The sequence below is a fragment of the Mesorhizobium sp. RCAM 05099 genome, assembly GCF_059683685.1.
On the sequence record NZ_CM185035.1, the window covers coordinates 1,735,070 to 1,753,292 of the forward strand.

The following is an 18,223-nucleotide window of genomic DNA, read 5'->3' on the forward strand; positions in this document are numbered from 1 at the left end:
GGGCGGCGCCAAGCCATGCGATTTGTCGATTGTTGCAGAAGTGCGAGGACTTACAAAATGACCGAAACGGTCAAAATAAAATCCCCCGTCGATGGCTCGATCTATGCCGAGCGGCCGATAGCGACTGACCAGGCGATCAATGCCGCGGTCGAGCGCGCGAAGGCGGCGCAGGAGAAATGGACTGAGACGCCGATCGTCGAACGCGGCAAGTACATGCTCGCCATGCTGGAGGCGCTGGTCGCGATGACCGACGAGATCGTGCCGGAGATCGCCTGGCAGATGGGGCGTCCGGTGCGTTACGGTGGCGAGTTCGGCGGCGTCAAGGAACGCACCAACTACATGGTCGAGATCGCCGAGGCGGCGCTCAAGTCCGTGCCGGCCTCCAATCCGAAGGAAGGGTTCCGCCGCTATGTGAAGAAAGATCCGCTCGGCGTGGTCATGGTGATCGCGCCGTGGAACTATCCTTACCTCACCGCCGTCAACACCATCGTGCCGGCGCTGATGGCCGGCAACGCGGTCATCCTCAAGCATGCGGCGCAGACGCTGCTGGTCGGCGAGCGTTTCCAGCAAGCCTTCGACAAGGCCGGCCTGCCCAAGGGCGTGTTCCAGAATGTCGTCCTCAACCACGCCCAGACCGAAAAGCTGCTCGGCTCGGGCAAGATCGACCATGTCAATTTCACCGGTTCGGTCGCCGGCGGCCGCGCCATCGAAAAGGCGGCGGCGGGCACCTTCATGACGCTCGGCCTCGAGCTTGGCGGCAAGGATCCGGCCTATGTGCTGCCGGACGCCAAGATGGATCATGCCGTCGCCAACCTGGTCGACGGCGCCTTCTACAATTCCGGCCAGTGCTGTTGCGGCATCGAGCGCGTCTATGTGCACGAGAAGGTCTATGACGAATTCGTCGAAGGCTTCATCGCCGAGGCGAAGAACTACGTGGTCGGCAACCCGCTCGACCAGGCGACGACGATGGGGCCGATGGCGCAGGCGCGCTTCGCCGACCTGATCCGCGAGCAGAAGGCCGAGGCGCTGCGCAAGGGCGCCAAGGCGCACATCAACATGAAGGTGGGCAACGACAAGGCCGGCTCGCCCTATCTGGCGCCGGAAGTGCTGACGCAAGTCAATCATCAGATGAGCGTCATGCGCGAGGAGAGCTTTGGCCCGATCGTCGGCATCATGAAGGTGCGCAATGATGAGGAGGCGATCGCGCTGATGAACGACAGTCCCTATGGGCTGACGGCTTCGATCTGGACGCGCGACACCGAGCATGCGGTGGCGATCGGCAACCGCGTTGAGACCGGCACGGTGTTCATGAACCGCTGCGACTACCTCGATCCGGCATTGGTCTGGACCGGCGTCAAGGACACCGGGAAGGGCGCGGCACTGTCGGCCATTGGGTACGACAATCTGACAAGGCCGAAGTCATTCCACCTGCGTGAAGTCATCTGATTTATTGAAAGACAAAAATGTCCAAGCTGATCTCCAAATGGAACTACCCCACCACCGTCCGCTTCGGCGCCGGGCGCATCAAGGAACTGCCTGAGGTTCTGGCGGCGACCGGCATCAAGCGGCCGCTTTTCGTCACCGATCCGGGCCTGGCGAAATTGCCGGTCGTCGCGTCGACCTTGAAGATCCTCGACGATGCCAAGGTCCCCTATGGCGTCTTCTCCGAGGTGAGGCCCAACCCGGTCGAATCCAACCTCACCGCCGGCATCGCCGTGTTCAAGAAGGGCAAGCATGACGGCGTCATCGCCTTCGGCGGCGGCTCGGCGCTCGATCTCGGCAAGCTGATCGCCTTCCAGGCCGGCCAGACGCGGCCGGTATGGGACTTCGAGGATGTCGACGACTGGTGGACACGCGCCAATTCGGATGCGATCGCACCGATCATCGCGGTGCCGACCACGGCCGGCACCGGATCGGAGGTCGGTCGCGCCGGCGTCATCACCAACGAGGCGACGCACACCAAGAAGGTCATCTTCCATCCCAAGCTGCTGCCGGCCATCGTCATCGCCGATCCGGAACTGTCGGTCGGCATGCCGGGCTTCATCACAGCCGGCACCGGCATGGACGCGCTCGCCCACTGTCTCGAAGCGTATTGCGCGCCGGGCTATCATCCGATGGCCGACGGCATCGCCGTCGAAGGTGTCCGGCTCGTTTTCGAAAACCTGCCGAAGGCCTACGCCAACGGCAAGGATCTCGTCGCGCGCGCCCATATGATGAGCGCCGCCGCCATGGGTGCCACCGCCTTCCAGAAGGGGCTTGGCGCCATCCACTCGCTGTCGCATCCGGTCGGCGCGCTCTACGACACCCATCACGGCATGACCAACGCCGTGTTCATGCCCTATGTGCTGGCCTTCAACCGCGATGCCATCGAGGTGCGCATCGCGCGGCTCGCCGCCTATTGCGGCATCAAGGGTGGCTTCGACGGCTTCGCCAAGGCGATCATCAAGCTGCGCAAGGAATTGAAGGTGCCGCATGCGCTGCCGGGCCTGATCAAGGGTCTCGACATGGACAAGAAACGCAAGGGGCTGATCGCCGACATGGCGGTGGTCGACCCGACCGCCGGCGGCAACCCGGTCAAGCTGACCAAGAAGGCCGCGCTGGCGTTGCTCGAAAACGCCATCGCCGGCACGGTCTGAGACGTTTTCCGCACAGGAAATTGATCTGAAAAGGGGCTACGAAAACAAGGGGGAGGATGAAGGGCAAGGCAGAAACTAGTTAGCCGGAAAAAGAATCGCGAGGCGATTGCTACATCAGGTTAAAAAGAGTTTACTTTTTCGTACTGCGAGCAGCCGGTTTCACAAAGCTTTCATCTGGCTGTCACATGAAAACGATACCGCATCGCAGGCGTCCAACGGCGTCAGTTCAACGGAGAGAACACATGTTCAAATTCACGGGGAAGGTGCTTTCCCTTTCGGCCGCGGCGCTTTTTGCGTCGACGGTGATTTCGTCCTCGGCTTCGATGGACGATCTCGTCAAGGCCGCGAAGGCAGAAGGCCAACTCACCACCATCGCCCTGCCGCATGACTGGTGCGGCTACGGCGATGTCATCGCCGGCTTCAAGGCGAAGTATCCGGAAATCACCATCAACGAACTCAACCCCGATGCCGGTTCCGGCGACGAGGTCGAGGCGATCAAGGCCAACAAGGACAACAAGGGTCCGCAGGCTCCCGACGTCATCGACGTCGGCCTGTCGTTCGGTCCGTCCGCCAAGAAGGATGGCCTGATCCAGGCTTACAAGGTGTCGACCTGGGACTCGATCCCCGACAGCGCCAAGGATGCGGAAGGGTTTTGGACCGGCGACTACTACGGCGTGCTTTCCTTCCAGGTGAACAAGGACCTGGTCAAGGAATCGCCGAAGGACTGGGCCGACCTGCTGAAGCCGGAATTCGCCAACTCGGTTGCCCTTGCCGGTGATCCGCGCGCCTCGAACCAGGCCATCCAGGCGGTTTACGCCGCCGGCCTGTCGTCGGGTGCGGCCGCTGGCGAAGCCGCTGGCACCGCCGGCCTCGACTTCTTCAAGAAGCTCAATGCCGCCGGCAACTTCGTGCCGGTCATCGGCAAGGCCGCCACGCTCGCCCAGGGTCAGACCCCGATCCTGGTCACCTGGGACTACAACGCGCTTGCCGGCCGCGACACGCTGAAGGGCAACCCGCCCGTCGACGTCGTCGTGCCGAAGACCGGTGTCGTCGCCGGCGTCTATGTACAGGCGATCAGCGCCTTTGCGCCGCACCCGAATGCAGCCAAGCTCTGGCTGGAATACCTCTATTCCGACGAAGGCCAGATCGCCTGGCTGAAGGGCTACTGCCACCCGATCCGCTTCAACGATCTTGCCAAGAACAACAAGATCCCGGCGGACGTGCTGGCCAAGCTGCCTCCGGCCGAGTCCTACGCGGCCGCGGTGTTCCCGACGCTCGACGAGCAGGGCAAGGCGAAGGAAGCCATCACCAAGAACTGGGACGCCGTTGTCGGCGCCAACGTCAAGTAACACTTGAAATCGATCCGGGCGGCCGCATGGCCGCCCGGACTCCCTCGATGACGGTAGCTGGCGCATGACCGATCTCTCGCTTTCCAATCAGGCCATCGCGGGGAAGACCGCACCCCCCGGTGAGGCGCGCGCCTTGCGGCTGCCGACGCAATGGCTTGGCGTCGCGCCGTTCTTCATCTTCGCCATCATGTTCCTGATCCTGCCCACGCTTTATCTAATGCTGGGCGCGTTCCAGAATGATGCGGGCGAGTTCACCTTCGAGAATATTGCGGCGCTGGCACAGCCGTCGATCGTCGCCGCCTACTGGATTTCGATCAAGGTCAGTCTGGCCTCGTCGCTGATTGGCGCCTTTGCGGGGCTGGCGATTGCCATCGCCATCGTGCGCGGCGGCCTGCCGGACTGGATACGTTCGGCGACACTGACGTTTTCCGGCGTCGCCTCCAATTTTGCTGGCGTGCCGCTGGCCTTCGCCTTCCTTGCCACGCTCGGCCGGCTCGGCCTTGCGACGGTGCTCCTGAACACCTTGTTCGGTCTCAACATCTACGCGCACGGCTTCAACATCCTGTCGTTCTGGGGCCTGACGCTGACCTATGTCTATTTCCAGATCCCGCTGATGGTGGTCATCATCGTGCCGGCCATTGACGGGCTGAAGAAGGAATGGGGCGAGGCCGCCGCGACGCTGGGCGCGACCATGGCGCAGTACTGGCGCATGGTGGTCATTCCGGTGATCTGGCCGAGTTTCCTCGGCACCGTGATCCTGCTGTTCGCCAATGCCTTCGGCGCCATCGCCACCGCCTATGCGTTGACCGGCTCGTCGCTCAACATCGTGCCGATCCTGCTCTATGCCCAGATCCGTGGGGATGTGCTGCACAATGCCCATCTCGGCTATGCCATAGCCTTCGGCATGATCGTCATTACCGGTCTTGCCAATGTCTTCTATATCTGGTTCCGCACCCGCTCCGAGAGGTGGCTCAAATGAAGGCTGGCAGGTTCTGGGCCTGGGTCGTCTTCGCGCTGGGCGCGGCCTATTTCTTCATTCCGCTGATCGCGACAGTGGAGTTCTCCATGCGCATGCGGCGCGGCGTCTATTCCTTTGACGCCTACAAGGTTGTGTTGGGCGACGCACGCTTCCAGGCGACGTTCGGCTATTCGGTTCTCGCCGCCGTCTTCACCATCATCCTCGGCGTGCTTATCGTGGTGCCGGCTGCCTACTGGATCCGGCTTCGCCTGCCGCAACTCAGGCCGGTCGTCGAGTTCATCACGCTGCTGCCGCTGGTCATTCCGGCCATCGTCATCGTCTTCGGCTATATCAGAATGTATGGCTCGAATTCACCGCTGCCGTTCCTGGCAACCGACACGGGCACCAATGCCTTGCTGGTCATCGGTTATGCGACACTGGCGCTGCCTTATATGTATCGAGCCGTCGATACGGGTCTGCGGACCATCGATGTGCGCACGCTGACGGAAGCGGCGCAGATTCTGGGCGCCGGTTGGGGTACGATCATCACCCGCGTCATCCTGCCCAACGTGCTGATCGCGGTGCTCTCCGGCGCCTTCCTCACCTTCGCGATCGTCATCGGCGAATTCACCATGGCGAGCCTGCTCAATCGGCCGGCTTTCGGTCCCTACCTGCAGAACATCGGTGCCAACCGCGCCTACGAGCCGGCGGCCCTCGCCATCATCGCCTTCGCCATCACCTGGGGGTGCATGTCGTTGATCCAGATCCTGTCCCGCTTCGCGCCGAAATCGGCGAACCGCCCGAACTGATCGAAAGAACAACTCCATGGCCGACCCGTTCCTCTCCATCCAGCATGTTCGAAAGTCCTTCGGCGCCACCACGGTCGTGGAGGATTTCAATCTCGACGTCGAGCGAGGCGAATTTGTCTCCTTCCTCGGGCCGTCCGGCTGCGGCAAGACCACCGTGCTTCGCATGGTCGCCGGCTTCGAGGAGCCGAGCGCCGGCAAGATCGTCGTAGGAGGCAAGGACATCACAAGGCTGAAGCCCAACCAGCGCAATGTCGGCATGGTGTTCCAGGCCTATGCGCTGTTCCCGAACCTGACCGTGGCGCAGAACATCGGCTTCGGCTTGAAGGTGGCGGGCATGTCCAAGGCGGACATCGATGCCCGTGTCGCCGAAATGCTGGGCATCATCAAGCTGCCGCAGATGGCGGACCGCTATCCGTATCAGCTCTCGGGTGGTCAGCAGCAGCGCATCGCGCTGGCCCGCGCTATCGCGCCCAAGCCGAAATTGCTGCTGCTCGACGAGCCGCTGTCGGCGCTCGACGCCAAGGTGCGCGTATCGCTGCGCGAGGAAATCCGCTCGATCCAGAAGAAGCTCGGCATCACCACCATTTTCGTGACGCACGACCAGGAAGAGGCGCTGTCGATCTCGGACCGCATCGCCGTGATGTATGGCGGCAAGGCCGAGCAGGTGGGTACGCCGTTCGAGATCTACAACCGCCCGGCGACCAAGTTCGTCGCCAATTTCGTTGGCACGCTGAACGTGCTGGAAGGCACCGTCACCGACGCCGCGTCGGGCAAGGTTCGCGTCAACAGCGAGGAAGTCCTGCTCAAGGGCAAGCTCAACGGGTCCAAGTCGGGCGATACGCTGTCGCTGGCGCTGCGGCCCGAGGCCATTTCGCTCGGTCGCCAGCCCGGCCGCGACTCCAGCCTTTCGGGGGAAATCTCCGAGGTGCATTTCCTCGGTTCGGTGATCCGGGTTCGGGTCGGCATAGGCGGCAACACGGTCTCGCTCGACACGTTCAACAGCCCGGCAACGCCGCCACCAGCGGTCGGGGAGAAGGCCGAGATTTCGTTTTCGTCGAGCGATATGCTGGTGCTGCACTAGGCTGTGCCGATGTTCAGGTGATGCCGGCTCGAAAATGGCGGTTTCCGGCGCTTCCGGGGCTCACATACTTCAAGTACGCTCCGCTCCGGGTCTCGGAAGCCACCTTGTTTGGTTGCTTCGCGCCCGTGTTCGACGCCGACTCGGCCTGACCTCAATCTCGACACCCTGGCTCGCCTAAATCGCGCGTTTTCGAGCCGGCGTTATGAACGGCTGCACCACTATCTGAAGTCAGGCAGCCCTTCCACCAGCGCGGTGTGGGCTCGTGCGGCAGGCCGAGCGCAGTACGCCACAAGTTCCAGGCGTTGCGCATGTCGGCCTGTACGCGACGACCAATCAACGGCATGTTGTTGGCCAGCTACTGCCGACAGTTCTGGTTCCGGGTATAACGAGCCATGGCTCTTTTCGAACTCACACTCGTCCTCTTGCTGATCGCTGTCGCACTCACGGCACTGTCGCGACGGCTGGAGATTCCTTACCCGTCCCTGCTGGCTTTGGCCGGGGTCGGGATTGCCTTCGTGCCTGGCGCGCCGACGATCGAGATCGACCCGGAACTGGCGCTGGCGCTGTTCATTGCGCCGGTGCTGCTGGATGCGGCCTACGACACATCGTTGCGGGATCTCAACCGCTATCGGCTGTCGCTCGTGCTGCTGGCGCTCGGCGCCGTCATTTTCACCACGGCGATCGTCGCCTTCGTCGGCTGGAAGATGGCCGGGCTGCCGATCGCGGCGGCAATAGCGCTCGGCGCCATCGTTGCTCCGCCAGATGCGGTGGCCGCAAGTGCTGTGCTCGGGCAATTCAAGGTGCCGCACCGCATCACCGCCATCCTGCAGGGCGAGAGCCTGCTCAACGATGCCACCGCTCTGTTGATCTACAGGCTGGCGGTTTCGGCAGCGGTAGGCGCGGTCACGCTGAGCAACGCCATTCCGACGATCCTGCTGTCGACGGTCGGCAGCGTGGTCGCGGGTTATCTGCTTGGCCGCTTTTCGCTGCTGACGCTTACCCGTATCGAGGATGCGGCAAGCAGCACCGTGGTGCAGTTCGCCGGGACATTCGGCGTCTGGATCCTGGCCGACAGGCTGGGCCTTTCGGCCATCATCACCATCGTCGTCTATGCCATGACGCTTGCGCGCCGCGCGCCGCGCCACATGTCGGCAAGGAGACGCGTCAGCACCTATTCGGTGTGGGAGTCGGCGGTCTTCGTCCTCAACGTGCTGGCCTTTGTGCTGATGGGCCTTCAGGCACGGTCGATCGTCGGCCGGCTTGCCGGGGACGGCCAGGGCGAAGCATTCGTCTTCGCCGCAACGGTGCTGGCCGTCGTCATCGTTTCGCGCCTCGCCTGGGTGTTGGGTTACGGCGTGATCATCAGATGGCTTGCCCGGTCCGGTAGCGAGGAGCGAAGGCGAGAAGCGCCGTCGGTTCGCGGCGGCTTGCTCGTCGGCTGGTGCGGGATGCGCGGGCTGGTGACGCTGGTGGCGGCCATTGCCCTGCCGGCCAACTTCCCTGGCCGCGATCCGATCGTGCTTGCCGCCTTCGCGGTCGTTCTCGGCACGCTGGTGCTGCAAGGTATGACGCTCAAGCCATTGCTGAAGGCGCTCAGCCTTGATCCGGACACGACAGTCGACCGCGAAGTGGCGCGGGCGCGTGTCGCCGTCATGCAGGCCGCGCTCAACGTGTTGAGCGGCAAGACATCGAATGCCGCCGCCGCCGTGCGCGAGCAATATACGGCGCAGCGCACGATCGCCGAAAACCCGGAAAACGCGCAGGCGGCGACGGAGTATGACCGGCTGCGCCTCTATGCCATCAACAGCCAGCGTGACGCGCTGGAGGAACTGCGCCGCAACGGCACGATCGGCGACGAAGCCTACCATCGCCTGGAAGAGGAAATCGACTGGTCCGAACTGGCGGCATCGCCCGCTGGGCGCTTCCAGCCTCTTACCACATAGGTGGTGTCTTCTCCTGGCCCAGCCACGCCATCGTGGCGGTCCATTGCAAGGCCATCGTCGAACCGTTACTGCCAACATCGAAATTGAGCCGGATTAGGAATGAAGCTGGTCAGCTACAACATCCAGTACGGATTCGGCGGTGACGGTCGCTACGATCTTTCGCGTGCCGCGCGCATTGTTGCCGGTGCCGATATTATTGCCTTGCAGGAAGTCGAGCGCCATTGGCAGCGCAGCAATTTCGACGACCAGCCGGAGCTGCTTTCCCGCCTCTTGCCGGACTATCACTGGGTCTATGGACCTGCCTTCGACATGGACGCCAGCGAACGACATGACGGCCGGATCGTCAACCGTCGCCGGCAGTTCGGCACCATGGTGCTGTCGAAGCTGCCGATCGTCTGGTCACGGCTGCATACGCTGCCGATGCGCCGTACGCTGCGGCCGCTCAACACCCGCAACGCGGCGCTCGAATGCATGATCCGCGCGCCGGCGGGTCCGGTGCGAGTGCTGTCGCTGCATCTCGCGCATATCGCGGCCGAGGAGCGGCTGGAGCAGATCGACTATCTGCTTGCCGAGCACCGCCGGGCGCCTTCCGATGGCGGCCCGTGGAGCGGCATGGATGACGAGCCGGCGCGCAACTGGACCAGCGGCGAAGCCGAGCCTGAGAACCCGCTGGCGGCGATCTGGATGGGCGACTTCAATATGGAACCGGGCAGCGCCGAATACCGCCGCATCGTCGGCAGCACGCCCTATCATCGCGGAGCCGCCTATCTCGACGGCTTCGTCGATGCCGCTTCAGTCGCCAGCGAGCCGGCCGCGGATTTCCATACCCATGTGAAGGCCATCGACGGCAAGCTGACCAAGCGCCGGCTTGATCATTGCTTCGTCGGCGGCATGTTCGCCGGGCGCGTGCGCTCGGTCAGCGCCGACATCGGCGAGGTTGCGTCGGACCATTTCCCGCTGCGGATCGACATCGACCTGGAGACACCGGGCATCGCCACCACCTCTGGAGGCCGATGAGGCGCACATGACCTTGTTCGTCTTTTTCGCGGTGCTCGCCGCCGCCGCCATGCACGCGATCTGGAACGCGCTGGTCAAGGTGCACCTCGACCGCTTCCTGTCGATCACGCTGATGACGCTTGGCATGGGCACTGCCGCCCTCGTGGCGCTGCCTTTCGTCGAAGTGCCGAAAGCCGAAGTGTGGCCCTACATCATCGCCTCGGTCTTCTTCCACATGGGCTACCGGACATTCCTCATCGGCGCCTACAAGGCCGGCGATTTCGCCCAGACCTATCCGCTGGCGCGCGGCACCGCGCCATTGCTCGCCGCCCTCGGCGGCCTGGTGGTGGTCAAGGAGGTTCCGGCGCCGCTCGCCATTCTCGGCATCGCTCTGTTGTCGGCCGGCACGCTGGTGATGTCGTTTCGCGGTGGCGCGCATCTGGAGAAGCTCAACCTTCGCGCCGTCGGTTTCGCGCTTGGCACCTCGATCTTCATCGCCAGCTATACGCTGTCGGACGGCAGTGGCGCACGGCTCGCCGCCACCGCGTCGAGCTATGCCGCCTGGCTGTTCATCTGCGACGCGCTCTGGGCGCTGGTGCTGTGCATCGTCTTCCGCGGGCCGCGGTCGCTGCCGGTGCTGGCGCGCGACTGGAAGGCGGGGCTGTTCACCGGTGTGCTCAGTGGCGCTGCCTACTGGATCGTGATGTGGGCGATGACCAAGGCGCCGATCGCCTCGGTGGCTTCGCTGCGCGAGACCTCGATCCTGTTCGCGATGATGATCTCGGTGTTCGCCCTCGGCGAGAAGATGACGGGCTGGCGCGGCGCTGCCGCGCTCAGCATCGTCGCCGGTGTCGTGGCACTGCGACTGGGATAACTGCCGTCAGTTGAGCACGGTCATCACCTGGCCGCGTCGCTCCGGACTGAAGCGGATGACGACCGGTCGGCAAAAGACAACAGCGATCAGTCGGCTTTGGAAAAACCGGCAGTCACTTTTTCGTAAGATCGAGGTCGAAAACCATCAACCCATCCGTTCCGCCTTCGAGCGCGGCCACCAGCCGGGCACCGGCGCGCTGGTGGGCTTCATGCACCAGATAGGCGTCGCGCACGGCGGCATCGCGGAAATCGATGGTGAAGCCATGGGTGAAGCCGCGGGCGAACGGTTCGGGGCTGACATTGGCGCTGAACTGGACCGCATCCATGCCGTCGATCACCTGTCGCAGTGCCTCGAGGTCGGCGTGGATCGCCTTGCGTTCGCCGACGCCGACATCATTGCGGAATTTGACGAAGACACAGTGCCTGATCATCGGATTGTTCCTTCTCGGCTGTCACGCCGCGCGATTGCCGGAAAACACCGCCGGCGGCAGCGGCTCGCGGCCGAGGACCAGATCGGCACCCTTTTCGCCGACCATGATGGTTGGCGCATTGGTGTTGGAGGAGGGCACGCGCGGCATCACCGAAGCATCGCAGACGCGTAAGGCTTCGATGCCGCGCAGCCGCAGATCCGGCGTCACAACCGCCATGTCGTCGTGGCCCATGCGGCAGGTGCCGACAGGGTGATGATCGGTCTTGGAGCTGCGGCAGGCGTAGTCGAACAGCTCGTCGTCGCTGGCGAGTGATGGGCCGGGCAGCACTTCGCGCAGCACATAAGGGGCAAGCGCCTTCTGCCGCATGATCTCGCGCGCCAGCCTGAGCCCCTTGATCGACATGGCGCGATCATAGGGATCGGACCAGTAGTTCGGGTCGATCAGCGGATGGTCGGCCGGGTCGCCGCTTTTCAGCCGCACGGTGCCGCGCGAGCGCGGCCGCAGGAAGGCCGAGTTTAGGGTGACGCCCGGATTGTTCAACTTCTCCACGCCGGCTTCGATGCCGGAGCCGAGGCCGAGATGGAACTGGATGTCGGGCGAGGCGGCTGTCGGATCGGCGTACCAGAAGCCGCCGGTCTCGAACAGGCTGGAGGCCACCGGTCCCTTCTTCAGCAGCAGGTATTGCAGACCGGCCCAGGCCGTACGGTGCAGCTTGGCGTAGTTGTCGTAGGTGTGGTCGCCAGTGCATTCGGCGATGACGAACAAATCGAGATGATCCTGCATGTTGGAGCCGACGCCGGGCAGATCGTGCACCGGCGTGACGCCGACGGATTTCAGGTGATCGGCCGGGCCGATGCCGGACTGCATCAGGAGCTTCGGCGAGCCGATGGCGCCGGACGAGACGATCACCTCGCGCTCGGCGCGCAGGATCGACTTCTGTCCGCCTGGTCTGTCGACGATTTCGACGCCGATGGCGCGGCCTTTCTCGACGACTATGCGGGTCACCAGCACATCGGTCCTGACGGTCAGGTTCTTACGCGCGCGGATCGGCTTGAGATAGGCAACCGAAGCGGAGGAGCGCCGGGCATCCTTCTGGGTGAGCTGGTAATAGCCGACGCCTTCCTGGCTGGCGCCGTTGAAATCCGGATTGAAGGGAATGCCCATCTCCTGGCCGGCGCGGAAATAGGCCTCGCAGATCGGCAGCGGCGAAATCGGGTTGGACACGCCGAGCGGCCCCTGGTCGCCATGAAAATCGTTGGCGTAGCGCTGGTTGTTCTCGGCGCGCTTGAAATAGGGCAGCACGTCGCGGTAGCCCCAGCCGGCGAGACCTTCTTCCTTCTCCCAGGCGTCGTAGTCGCGGGCATTGCCGCGCGTGTAGATCTGGGCGTTGATCGAGGAGCCGCCGCCGACCACCTTGGCCTGCGTGTACCAGAAGACGCGGTCCTTCATGTGCTTCTGCGGCACCGTTGACCAGCCCCAGGAGGCGATGCCCTTGGTCATCTTGGCGAAGCCGGCCGGCATGTGGATATAGGGATGCCAGTCCTTGCCGCCGGCCTCCAGAAGCAGGACCGAATTCGCCGGATCCTCGCTCAACCGGTTGGCCAGAACGCAGCCGGCCGGGCCGGCGCCCACGATGATGTAGTCGGTCATGACACTATCCACTTACAGTCGCGGCACGGAGAGCGCGCCGTCGACATTGATGATCGAGCCGGTCGAGAAGCCGAGCTTGCCGCCAGCCAGGGTTGCCACCACGGCGCCGATGTCGGCGGCCTCGCCCCAGCGCTTTGCCGGCACCAGTCCACCGTCGATCAATGTGTCGTATTTGGCTGCCACGCCTGCCGTCATGTCGGTGCGGATGATGCCCGGCCGCAGCTCGAAGACGCCGATATTCTCGGCGGCGAGCCTGAGAGCCAGGGTCTTCACCCACATCGAAAGGCCAGCCTTCGAGATGCAGTAGTCCGATCGCTCAGGCGAGGCCATTTCGGCGCTGACCGAGGTGATGGTGATGATCGATCTCGGCCAGTCGGCAGGTGCCGCCAGCATGGCCCTGGCCACCGCCTGGCTGAGGAAGATTGTGCCGCGCAGATTGACGCCGATCGTGCGGTCGAAATTCTCCGGTTTCAGTTCGAGCAGGTCGCCGCGCACGACAGCGCCGACGCCGGCATTGTTGACGAGACAGTCGATGCGGCCGAAGGCGCGCATCGCCGCGTCGACGAGCGTGGTGTGAGCGGAGAGATCGGCGATGTCACAACGGACATAAGCGAATTTCGCGCCGTGCGTGTTGATCGCCCGCGCAAGTCCGTCCGTAGCTTGTTCGGCAAGATCAGCAACAAGAATGTCGAAGCCAGCATCCGCCAGCGCCTGGGCACAGGCAAGACCGATGCCGCGCGCGCCGCCGGTGATGATGGCTGCGGGCCGGGTCATACGACCATGTCCCTTTGGACGTCAGCGCTGCCCCTCATCCGCCTGCCGGCACCTTCTCCCCGTATAGTGACGGGGAGAAGGGAGATGGCCGCAACGCTGGCGACCCCCTCTCCCCGTTCTTCACGGGGAGAGGGTAAGGGTGAGGGGCAGCGCCAACCGATCATGCCGCCAGCTCCGTCTTGCGGATGTGGTCGGCGACGCGCAGCGCTTGCGCGGCAATCGACAGCGCCGGATTGACGGCGGCCGAGTTCGGCAGGAAGCCGCCGTCGACGACGAACAGGTTCTGGTGGTCGAACGAGCGGCAGAAGGGATCAAGCGGCGCGGTGGCGGGATCGTCGCCCATCCTCACCGTGCCGCACTGGTGGGAAGGGGTGCGCTTGTCGAAGGGGCGCGACAGCACGATGGGATAGCCGCAGGCGCGGAAATTTTCGCGCATCACCTTGGTCAGGCCGTCGAGCGACTGCATGTTGGAGCGCCGCCACTGCATGATGATGTCCTTGCCGTCGACCATGATGCGGCTTTCGGGATCGGGCAGGTCCTCGCACATCAGGTACCAGTCGATGGCGTGGCCGGCCATGAAGTCGAGGGCGAATTTAGGCGCGAACTTCACATTGGCCCTGAGCATGTTGCCGTCGATCTTGCCGAGCAGCTGGACGTTGCCGAGCGGCTTGCCGCCCTTGCCGTCGGACAGATAATAGTCATTCAGCATCAGCGTCTTCTGGTAGACGGCATCGTTCCGGCGGCGCGGGTCGATCGCCAGCATGGCGCTCGAATTGTGATTCATGAAATTGCGGCCGACCTGGTCGGAGCGGTTGGCAAGACCTTTGCCACCTGCCTTCCCATTGGGTGAGGGCGAGCGCAGCAGGATCACGGCGGAATTGACCGCACCAGCTGAGAGGATGACCAGTTTCGGCGAGACTTTCTTCGCCTCGCCGTTCTGGCGATAGTGAATGGCCGATATGGTTTTGCAGTCGGGCGACGCTTCGAGATACTCGACATAAGCGCCGGTCTCGAGCTTGATGTTCTGGTCGTTCAGCGCCGTCGTCAGCGGTCCCGTTTGCGCGTCGATCTTGCCCTGGCCAGTGTTCGGGAAAGCGTCCCAGCCGGTCTTGCCTTCCTTCAGCCAGGTGTCGATGTCGACGCCGAGCGGCAGCGAGGCGGGGTGCAGGCCGAGTCCCCTAAGCTCGGCGCGGGCGCGCGCGATCGGCGCTTCGTCGGGCACCGCCTTGAAGGCGTAGGGGATCGAGTGGAACGGCTCGGTCGGGTCTTCGCCCAGGCTGCCGCGGACGCGAAACAGTTGCTCGGCTCTGGAATACCAGGGCTCGAACTCATCGTAAGAGAACGGCCAGGCGGGGGAGACACCGCCAAAGTGTTCCATGGCCGCGAAGTCTTCCTTGCGGTAGCGGATCAGCACCGCGCCATAGAATTTCGAATTGCCACCAACATAGTAGTAGTTGCCGGGGTTGAAGGCAGCACCGCCGGCTTCGCGCCACATCTCCTTCGGCCGGTAATGGCTGTCGACGAAGATGGAGCGCGTGTCACGCGCATGCGGCGTTGCCGGCAACGGCTCGCCGCGTTCCAGCATCAGGATCGAGGCACCACTGCCGGCAAGTCCGGAGGCGATCGTGGCGCCGCCGATGCCGGAGCCGATGATGACTATGTCCGGATTTGTCATAGCCGTCAGCGAATGCGATTCTCGGTCGCCGGATCGAAGAACACCGCCTTGGTCAGATTGAAGGCGAGCGGGGTGTTGGTGCCCGGCTGGATGTTGGCATCGGCGCGCAGCCGCGCCACCACGCCCTTGCCGCCGAGATTGGTGACCGCGAACGTATCGGAACCGGCCGGCTCCACCACTTCGATATGGCAATCGGCGGTGGCGATGTTGGAGGCGTTGCGCTCGGCGCCCTCCGGATCGGTGAGGGCTTCCGGGCGAACGCCGAAGATGATCGGCTTGCCCTGGAACGCCGACAGGCCCGCCGGTGCATTTGCCATCGGCAGTGAGATCGGCTCGCGCGCCTCGCGCTGCAGCACGACGGACAGCGCATTGCCGTTGGTGCCGATCGTGGCCGGGATGAGGTTCATCGCCGGCGAACCCATGAAGTCGGCGACGAAGAGATTGGTCGGGTTGTTGTAGATTTCGGCCGGCGTACCGAACTGCTGCACCTCGCCATCGCGCATCACGGCGATCTTGGTCGCCAGCGTCATCGCCTCGATCTGGTCGTGGGTGACGTAGACGATGGTCGTGCCGGTGGTGGCATGCAGGCGCTTGATCTCGATGCGCATGTCGACGCGCAGCTTGGCGTCGAGGTTGGACAGCGGCTCGTCGAACAGGAACAGTTTGGGGTCGCGCACCAGCGCCCGGCCCATGGCGACGCGCTGGCGCTGGCCGCCCGAAAGCTGGCTCGGCTTGCGCTGCAGGAGATGGCCGATCTGCAGCACCTTGGCGACCTTGTCGATCGCCTTCTGCCGCTCCGCCGCCGGCACGCCGCGCATCTCCATGCCGAAGGAGATATTTCCCGCCACCGTCATGTTCGGGTAGAGCGCGTAGCTCTGGAACACCATGGCGATGTCGCGCTTCGACGGATGCAGATCGTTGATCGTGCGGCCGTCGACACGGATTTCGCCGGAGGTGATCGTCTCCAGCCCGGCAATGGTGTTGAGCAGCGTGGACTTGCCGCAGCCGGACGGGCCGACCAGCACCAGGAAGCCGCCCTTCTCAAGCTCGACATCGATCCCCTTGAGGATCTCGACCTGGCCGAAGCGCTTCCTCAGACCATCAATTTCAAGAAAAGCCATCGGGTTATCCTTTGACGGCGCCGGCCATGAGACCGCGCACGAAGTAGCGGCCGGCGAGCACATAGACGAGAAGGGTGGGGAGTGCGGCGATCATCGCGGCGGCCATGTTGACGTTGTATTCGACGACGCCGGTCGAGGTGTTGACGACGTTGTTGAGCGCCACCGTCATCGGCATGGCGTCGCCGGTGCCGGCGTAGGCCGAGGCGAACAGGAAGTCGTTCCAGATGTTGGTGAACTGGTAAATCACCGTGACGACGAAGATCGGCATGGAATTCGGCAGCATGATGCGCCGAAAAATCTGGAAGAAGGAGGCGCCGTCGACCTGAGCCGCCTTGACCAGTTCGGTCGGGAACGCCTCGTAGTAATTGCGGAAGAACAAAGTCGTAAAGCCGATGCCATAGACGACATGGACGAAGACAAGATTGACCGTCGAATTGCCGAGGCCGAAGCTTGTTCCGATCGAGTTTTGCAGCGTCACGCCGAAGCGGCCGACGCTGCCGAGGATGGTCGCCATCGGCAACAGCACCGACTGGAACGGGATGAAGCAGGCGAACAGCATCAGCCCGAACACCAGCGTTGCGCCACGGAAGCGCCATTTGGTCAGCACGTAGCCGTTGAGGGCGCCGAGCATGGTCGAGATCAGCACGGCCGGAACCACCATCTTGATGGAGTTCCAGAAATAGCCCTTGATGCCGGCGCAGGTCAGGCCGACGCAGGTCTCGCCCCAGGCCTTCAGCCACGGATCGAAGGTCGGCGCCTTGGGCAGCGCCAGCATGTTGCCGCTCTGGATCTCGTCCATGGTCTTGAACGAGGTCACCAGCATGACGAACAGCGGCATCAGGTAGAACAGCGCGAACAGCGCCAGCAGCCCGTAGATGACGATGCGGTTGAGGGTCTTGACGCTCATGCCGCCGGAGGCCTGGCTGGCGGGAGTGGTGACGGCGCTCATCGCGGCTTCTCCCGCAGTTCCGAATAGAGATAGGGCACGATGATGGCGACGATGGTCATCAGCATGATCACCGCACTTGCCGAGCCGACGGCCATTTCGTTGCGCTTGAACGTATACTCATACATGAAGTTGGACGGCAGCCAGGCCGAGCCACCCGGCCCGCCGCTGGTCAGCGCCACGACAAGGTCATACGACTTGATGGCGAGGTGCGCGAGCACGATGAAGGCCGACAGGAAGATCGGCCGCAGCAGCGGAATGACGATGCGGCGATAGAGTTGAAAGGTGGTGGCGCCATCGATCTGCGCCGCCTTCATGATCTCGCCGTCGATGCCGCGCAGGCCGGCCAGGAACATCGCCATGATGAAGCCGGAGGCCTGCCAGACGCCAGCGATGACCACCGTGTAGATGACGAAATCCTTGTTCTTGATCCAGTCGAAATGGAAGCTCGTCCAGCCCCATTGATGCAAGGTCTGCTCGAGGCCGAGGCCGGGATCGAGGAACCATTTCCAGGCGACGCCGGTGACGATGAAGGATAGCGCCATCGGGTAGAGATAGATCGGCCGCAGCATGCCTTCGCCGCGGATCTTCTGGTCGAGCAGGATGGCCAGGAACAGGCCGAGCGCCAGGCAGATCAGGATATAGAGAAAGCCGAAAATACCCATATTGGTGATCGACGTGTACCAGCTCGACGGCGGGTCGGTGTCGAAGGTCCAGCCCCACAGCCGCTGATAGGCGCGCGGGCCGGTGATGACATAGGACGGGAAGGTCTTGGAATTGGTGAAGGACAGATAGATCGTCCACAGGATGAAGCCGTAGACGAAGACGATGGTGATGGCGAAGCTCGGCGCCAGCACGATCTTCGGCAGGGCGTCCTGCAGGCGCGAGCGCACCGAGGCGCGTGGCCGGGCTTGTTCCGGCGTCAGCTTGATCTGGCTTGTCGCTACCGTACTCATGAGGCTCCTCCCGTTTCGGGTCGTC

At 63.5% G+C, this 18,223-nt stretch carries 16 protein-coding genes; 9 read left to right on the forward strand and 7 right to left on the reverse strand.

The genetic code is table 11. The features are described from left to right. Nucleotides 1-57: 57 nt before the first annotated feature. The 9 genes from AC56QQ_RS08585 to AC56QQ_RS08625 all read left to right on the forward strand — a co-directional run bounded on the left by AC56QQ_RS08585 (nucleotide 58) and on the right by AC56QQ_RS08625 (nucleotide 10,646). Nucleotides 58-1,446 carry an aldehyde dehydrogenase family protein gene (locus AC56QQ_RS08585; RefSeq protein ID WP_489863149.1) on the forward strand — a complete coding sequence of 463 codons (1,389 nt, stop codon included), beginning with the start codon at nucleotides 58-60 and terminating at the stop codon, nucleotides 1,444-1,446. Nucleotides 1,447-1,463: 17 nt separating this feature from the next. Further along, nucleotides 1,464-2,636 (forward strand): iron-containing alcohol dehydrogenase, encoded by a 1,173-nt coding sequence (locus AC56QQ_RS08590; RefSeq protein ID WP_489863148.1) that lies wholly within the window; start codon nucleotides 1,464-1,466, stop codon nucleotides 2,634-2,636. Nucleotides 2,637-2,878: 242 nt separating this feature from the next. After that, nucleotides 2,879-3,985 (forward strand): ABC transporter substrate-binding protein, encoded by a 1,107-nt coding sequence (locus AC56QQ_RS08595; RefSeq protein WP_489863147.1) that lies wholly within the window; start codon nucleotides 2,879-2,881, stop codon nucleotides 3,983-3,985. 64 nt (nucleotides 3,986-4,049) lie between these two features. Continuing rightward, nucleotides 4,050-4,964 (forward strand): ABC transporter permease, encoded by a 915-nt coding sequence (locus AC56QQ_RS08600; RefSeq protein WP_497126403.1) that lies wholly within the window; start codon nucleotides 4,050-4,052, stop codon nucleotides 4,962-4,964. Beyond that, complete coding sequence (locus AC56QQ_RS08605; RefSeq protein WP_091577904.1) at nucleotides 4,961-5,752, forward strand: ABC transporter permease; 792 nt, start codon at nucleotides 4,961-4,963, stop codon at nucleotides 5,750-5,752. The genes AC56QQ_RS08600 and AC56QQ_RS08605 overlap by 4 nt, the downstream gene beginning before the upstream one ends. Before the next feature lie 16 nt (nucleotides 5,753-5,768). Beyond that, a complete protein-coding gene (locus AC56QQ_RS08610) occupies nucleotides 5,769-6,833 on the forward strand; it encodes an ABC transporter ATP-binding protein (protein ID WP_256751440.1) in 1,065 nt (354 codons plus the stop codon). 392 nt (nucleotides 6,834-7,225) lie between these two features. Beyond that, a complete protein-coding gene (locus tag AC56QQ_RS08615; RefSeq protein ID WP_497126404.1) occupies nucleotides 7,226-8,776 on the forward strand; it encodes a cation:proton antiporter in 1,551 nt (516 codons plus the stop codon). A gap of 99 nt (nucleotides 8,777-8,875) precedes the next feature. Beyond that, nucleotides 8,876-9,793 (forward strand): endonuclease/exonuclease/phosphatase family protein, encoded by a 918-nt coding sequence (locus tag AC56QQ_RS08620; protein WP_497126405.1) that lies wholly within the window; start codon nucleotides 8,876-8,878, stop codon nucleotides 9,791-9,793. Nucleotides 9,794-9,800: 7 nt separating this feature from the next. Continuing rightward, nucleotides 9,801-10,646, forward strand: a complete 846-nt coding sequence (locus AC56QQ_RS08625) for an EamA family transporter (protein ID WP_497126407.1) — start codon at nucleotides 9,801-9,803, stop codon at nucleotides 10,644-10,646. 112 nt (nucleotides 10,647-10,758) lie between these two features. Here AC56QQ_RS08625 and AC56QQ_RS08630 read toward each other — a convergent pair whose 3' ends face one another. The 7 genes from AC56QQ_RS08630 to AC56QQ_RS08660 all read right to left on the reverse strand — a co-directional run bounded on the left by AC56QQ_RS08630 (nucleotide 10,759) and on the right by AC56QQ_RS08660 (nucleotide 18,198). Then, nucleotides 10,759-11,076: a Dabb family protein gene (locus AC56QQ_RS08630; RefSeq protein ID WP_497126409.1), complete on the reverse strand. Its 318-nt coding sequence runs from the start codon at nucleotides 11,074-11,076 to the stop codon at nucleotides 10,759-10,761. A gap of 21 nt (nucleotides 11,077-11,097) precedes the next feature. Further along, nucleotides 11,098-12,726, reverse strand: coding sequence for a GMC family oxidoreductase (locus tag AC56QQ_RS08635; protein WP_497126411.1), 1,629 nt, complete (start codon nucleotides 12,724-12,726; stop codon nucleotides 11,098-11,100). A 12-nt stretch (nucleotides 12,727-12,738) separates the two neighbouring features. Then, nucleotides 12,739-13,500 carry a 3-ketoacyl-ACP reductase gene (locus AC56QQ_RS08640; RefSeq protein ID WP_497126413.1) on the reverse strand — a complete coding sequence of 254 codons (762 nt, stop codon included), beginning with the start codon at nucleotides 13,498-13,500 and terminating at the stop codon, nucleotides 12,739-12,741. 160 nt (nucleotides 13,501-13,660) lie between these two features. Continuing rightward, nucleotides 13,661-15,175, reverse strand: coding sequence for a GMC oxidoreductase (locus AC56QQ_RS08645; RefSeq protein ID WP_497126415.1), 1,515 nt, complete (start codon nucleotides 15,173-15,175; stop codon nucleotides 13,661-13,663). A 5-nt stretch (nucleotides 15,176-15,180) separates the two neighbouring features. Next, nucleotides 15,181-16,296: an ABC transporter ATP-binding protein gene (locus tag AC56QQ_RS08650; protein ID WP_489863138.1), complete on the reverse strand. Its 1,116-nt coding sequence runs from the start codon at nucleotides 16,294-16,296 to the stop codon at nucleotides 15,181-15,183. 4 nt (nucleotides 16,297-16,300) lie between these two features. Further along, on the reverse strand, nucleotides 16,301-17,245 hold the full coding sequence (locus tag AC56QQ_RS08655; protein ID WP_489863137.1) for a carbohydrate ABC transporter permease: 945 nt from the start codon (nucleotides 17,243-17,245) through the stop codon (nucleotides 16,301-16,303). Then, nucleotides 17,242-18,198 carry a carbohydrate ABC transporter permease gene (locus tag AC56QQ_RS08660; RefSeq protein ID WP_497126417.1) on the reverse strand — a complete coding sequence of 319 codons (957 nt, stop codon included), beginning with the start codon at nucleotides 18,196-18,198 and terminating at the stop codon, nucleotides 17,242-17,244. The genes AC56QQ_RS08655 and AC56QQ_RS08660 overlap by 4 nt, the downstream gene beginning before the upstream one ends. Between the last annotated feature and the right edge of the window lie 25 nt (nucleotides 18,199-18,223).

Coding starts and splice junctions, on each gene's coding strand:
- AC56QQ_RS08585 (WP_489863149.1), top strand. CDS start 58: ATGACCGAAACGGTCAAAATAAAATCCCCCGTCGATGGCTCGATCTAT.
- AC56QQ_RS08590 (WP_489863148.1), top strand. CDS start 1,464: ATGTCCAAGCTGATCTCCAAATGGAACTACCCCACCACCGTCCGCTTC.
- AC56QQ_RS08595 (WP_489863147.1), top strand. CDS start 2,879: ATGTTCAAATTCACGGGGAAGGTGCTTTCCCTTTCGGCCGCGGCGCTT.
- AC56QQ_RS08600 (WP_497126403.1), top strand. CDS start 4,050: ATGACCGATCTCTCGCTTTCCAATCAGGCCATCGCGGGGAAGACCGCA.
- AC56QQ_RS08605 (WP_091577904.1), top strand. CDS start 4,961: ATGAAGGCTGGCAGGTTCTGGGCCTGGGTCGTCTTCGCGCTGGGCGCG.
- AC56QQ_RS08610 (WP_256751440.1), top strand. CDS start 5,769: ATGGCCGACCCGTTCCTCTCCATCCAGCATGTTCGAAAGTCCTTCGGC.
- AC56QQ_RS08615 (WP_497126404.1), top strand. CDS start 7,226: ATGGCTCTTTTCGAACTCACACTCGTCCTCTTGCTGATCGCTGTCGCA.
- AC56QQ_RS08620 (WP_497126405.1), top strand. CDS start 8,876: ATGAAGCTGGTCAGCTACAACATCCAGTACGGATTCGGCGGTGACGGT.
- AC56QQ_RS08625 (WP_497126407.1), top strand. CDS start 9,801: ATGACCTTGTTCGTCTTTTTCGCGGTGCTCGCCGCCGCCGCCATGCAC.
- AC56QQ_RS08630 (WP_497126409.1), bottom strand. CDS start 11,076: ATGATCAGGCACTGTGTCTTCGTCAAATTCCGCAATGATGTCGGCGTC.
- AC56QQ_RS08635 (WP_497126411.1), bottom strand. CDS start 12,726: ATGACCGACTACATCATCGTGGGCGCCGGCCCGGCCGGCTGCGTTCTG.
- AC56QQ_RS08640 (WP_497126413.1), bottom strand. CDS start 13,500: ATGACCCGGCCCGCAGCCATCATCACCGGCGGCGCGCGCGGCATCGGT.
- AC56QQ_RS08645 (WP_497126415.1), bottom strand. CDS start 15,175: ATGACAAATCCGGACATAGTCATCATCGGCTCCGGCATCGGCGGCGCC.
- AC56QQ_RS08650 (WP_489863138.1), bottom strand. CDS start 16,296: ATGGCTTTTCTTGAAATTGATGGTCTGAGGAAGCGCTTCGGCCAGGTC.
- AC56QQ_RS08655 (WP_489863137.1), bottom strand. CDS start 17,245: ATGAGCGCCGTCACCACTCCCGCCAGCCAGGCCTCCGGCGGCATGAGC.
- AC56QQ_RS08660 (WP_497126417.1), bottom strand. CDS start 18,198: ATGAGTACGGTAGCGACAAGCCAGATCAAGCTGACGCCGGAACAAGCC.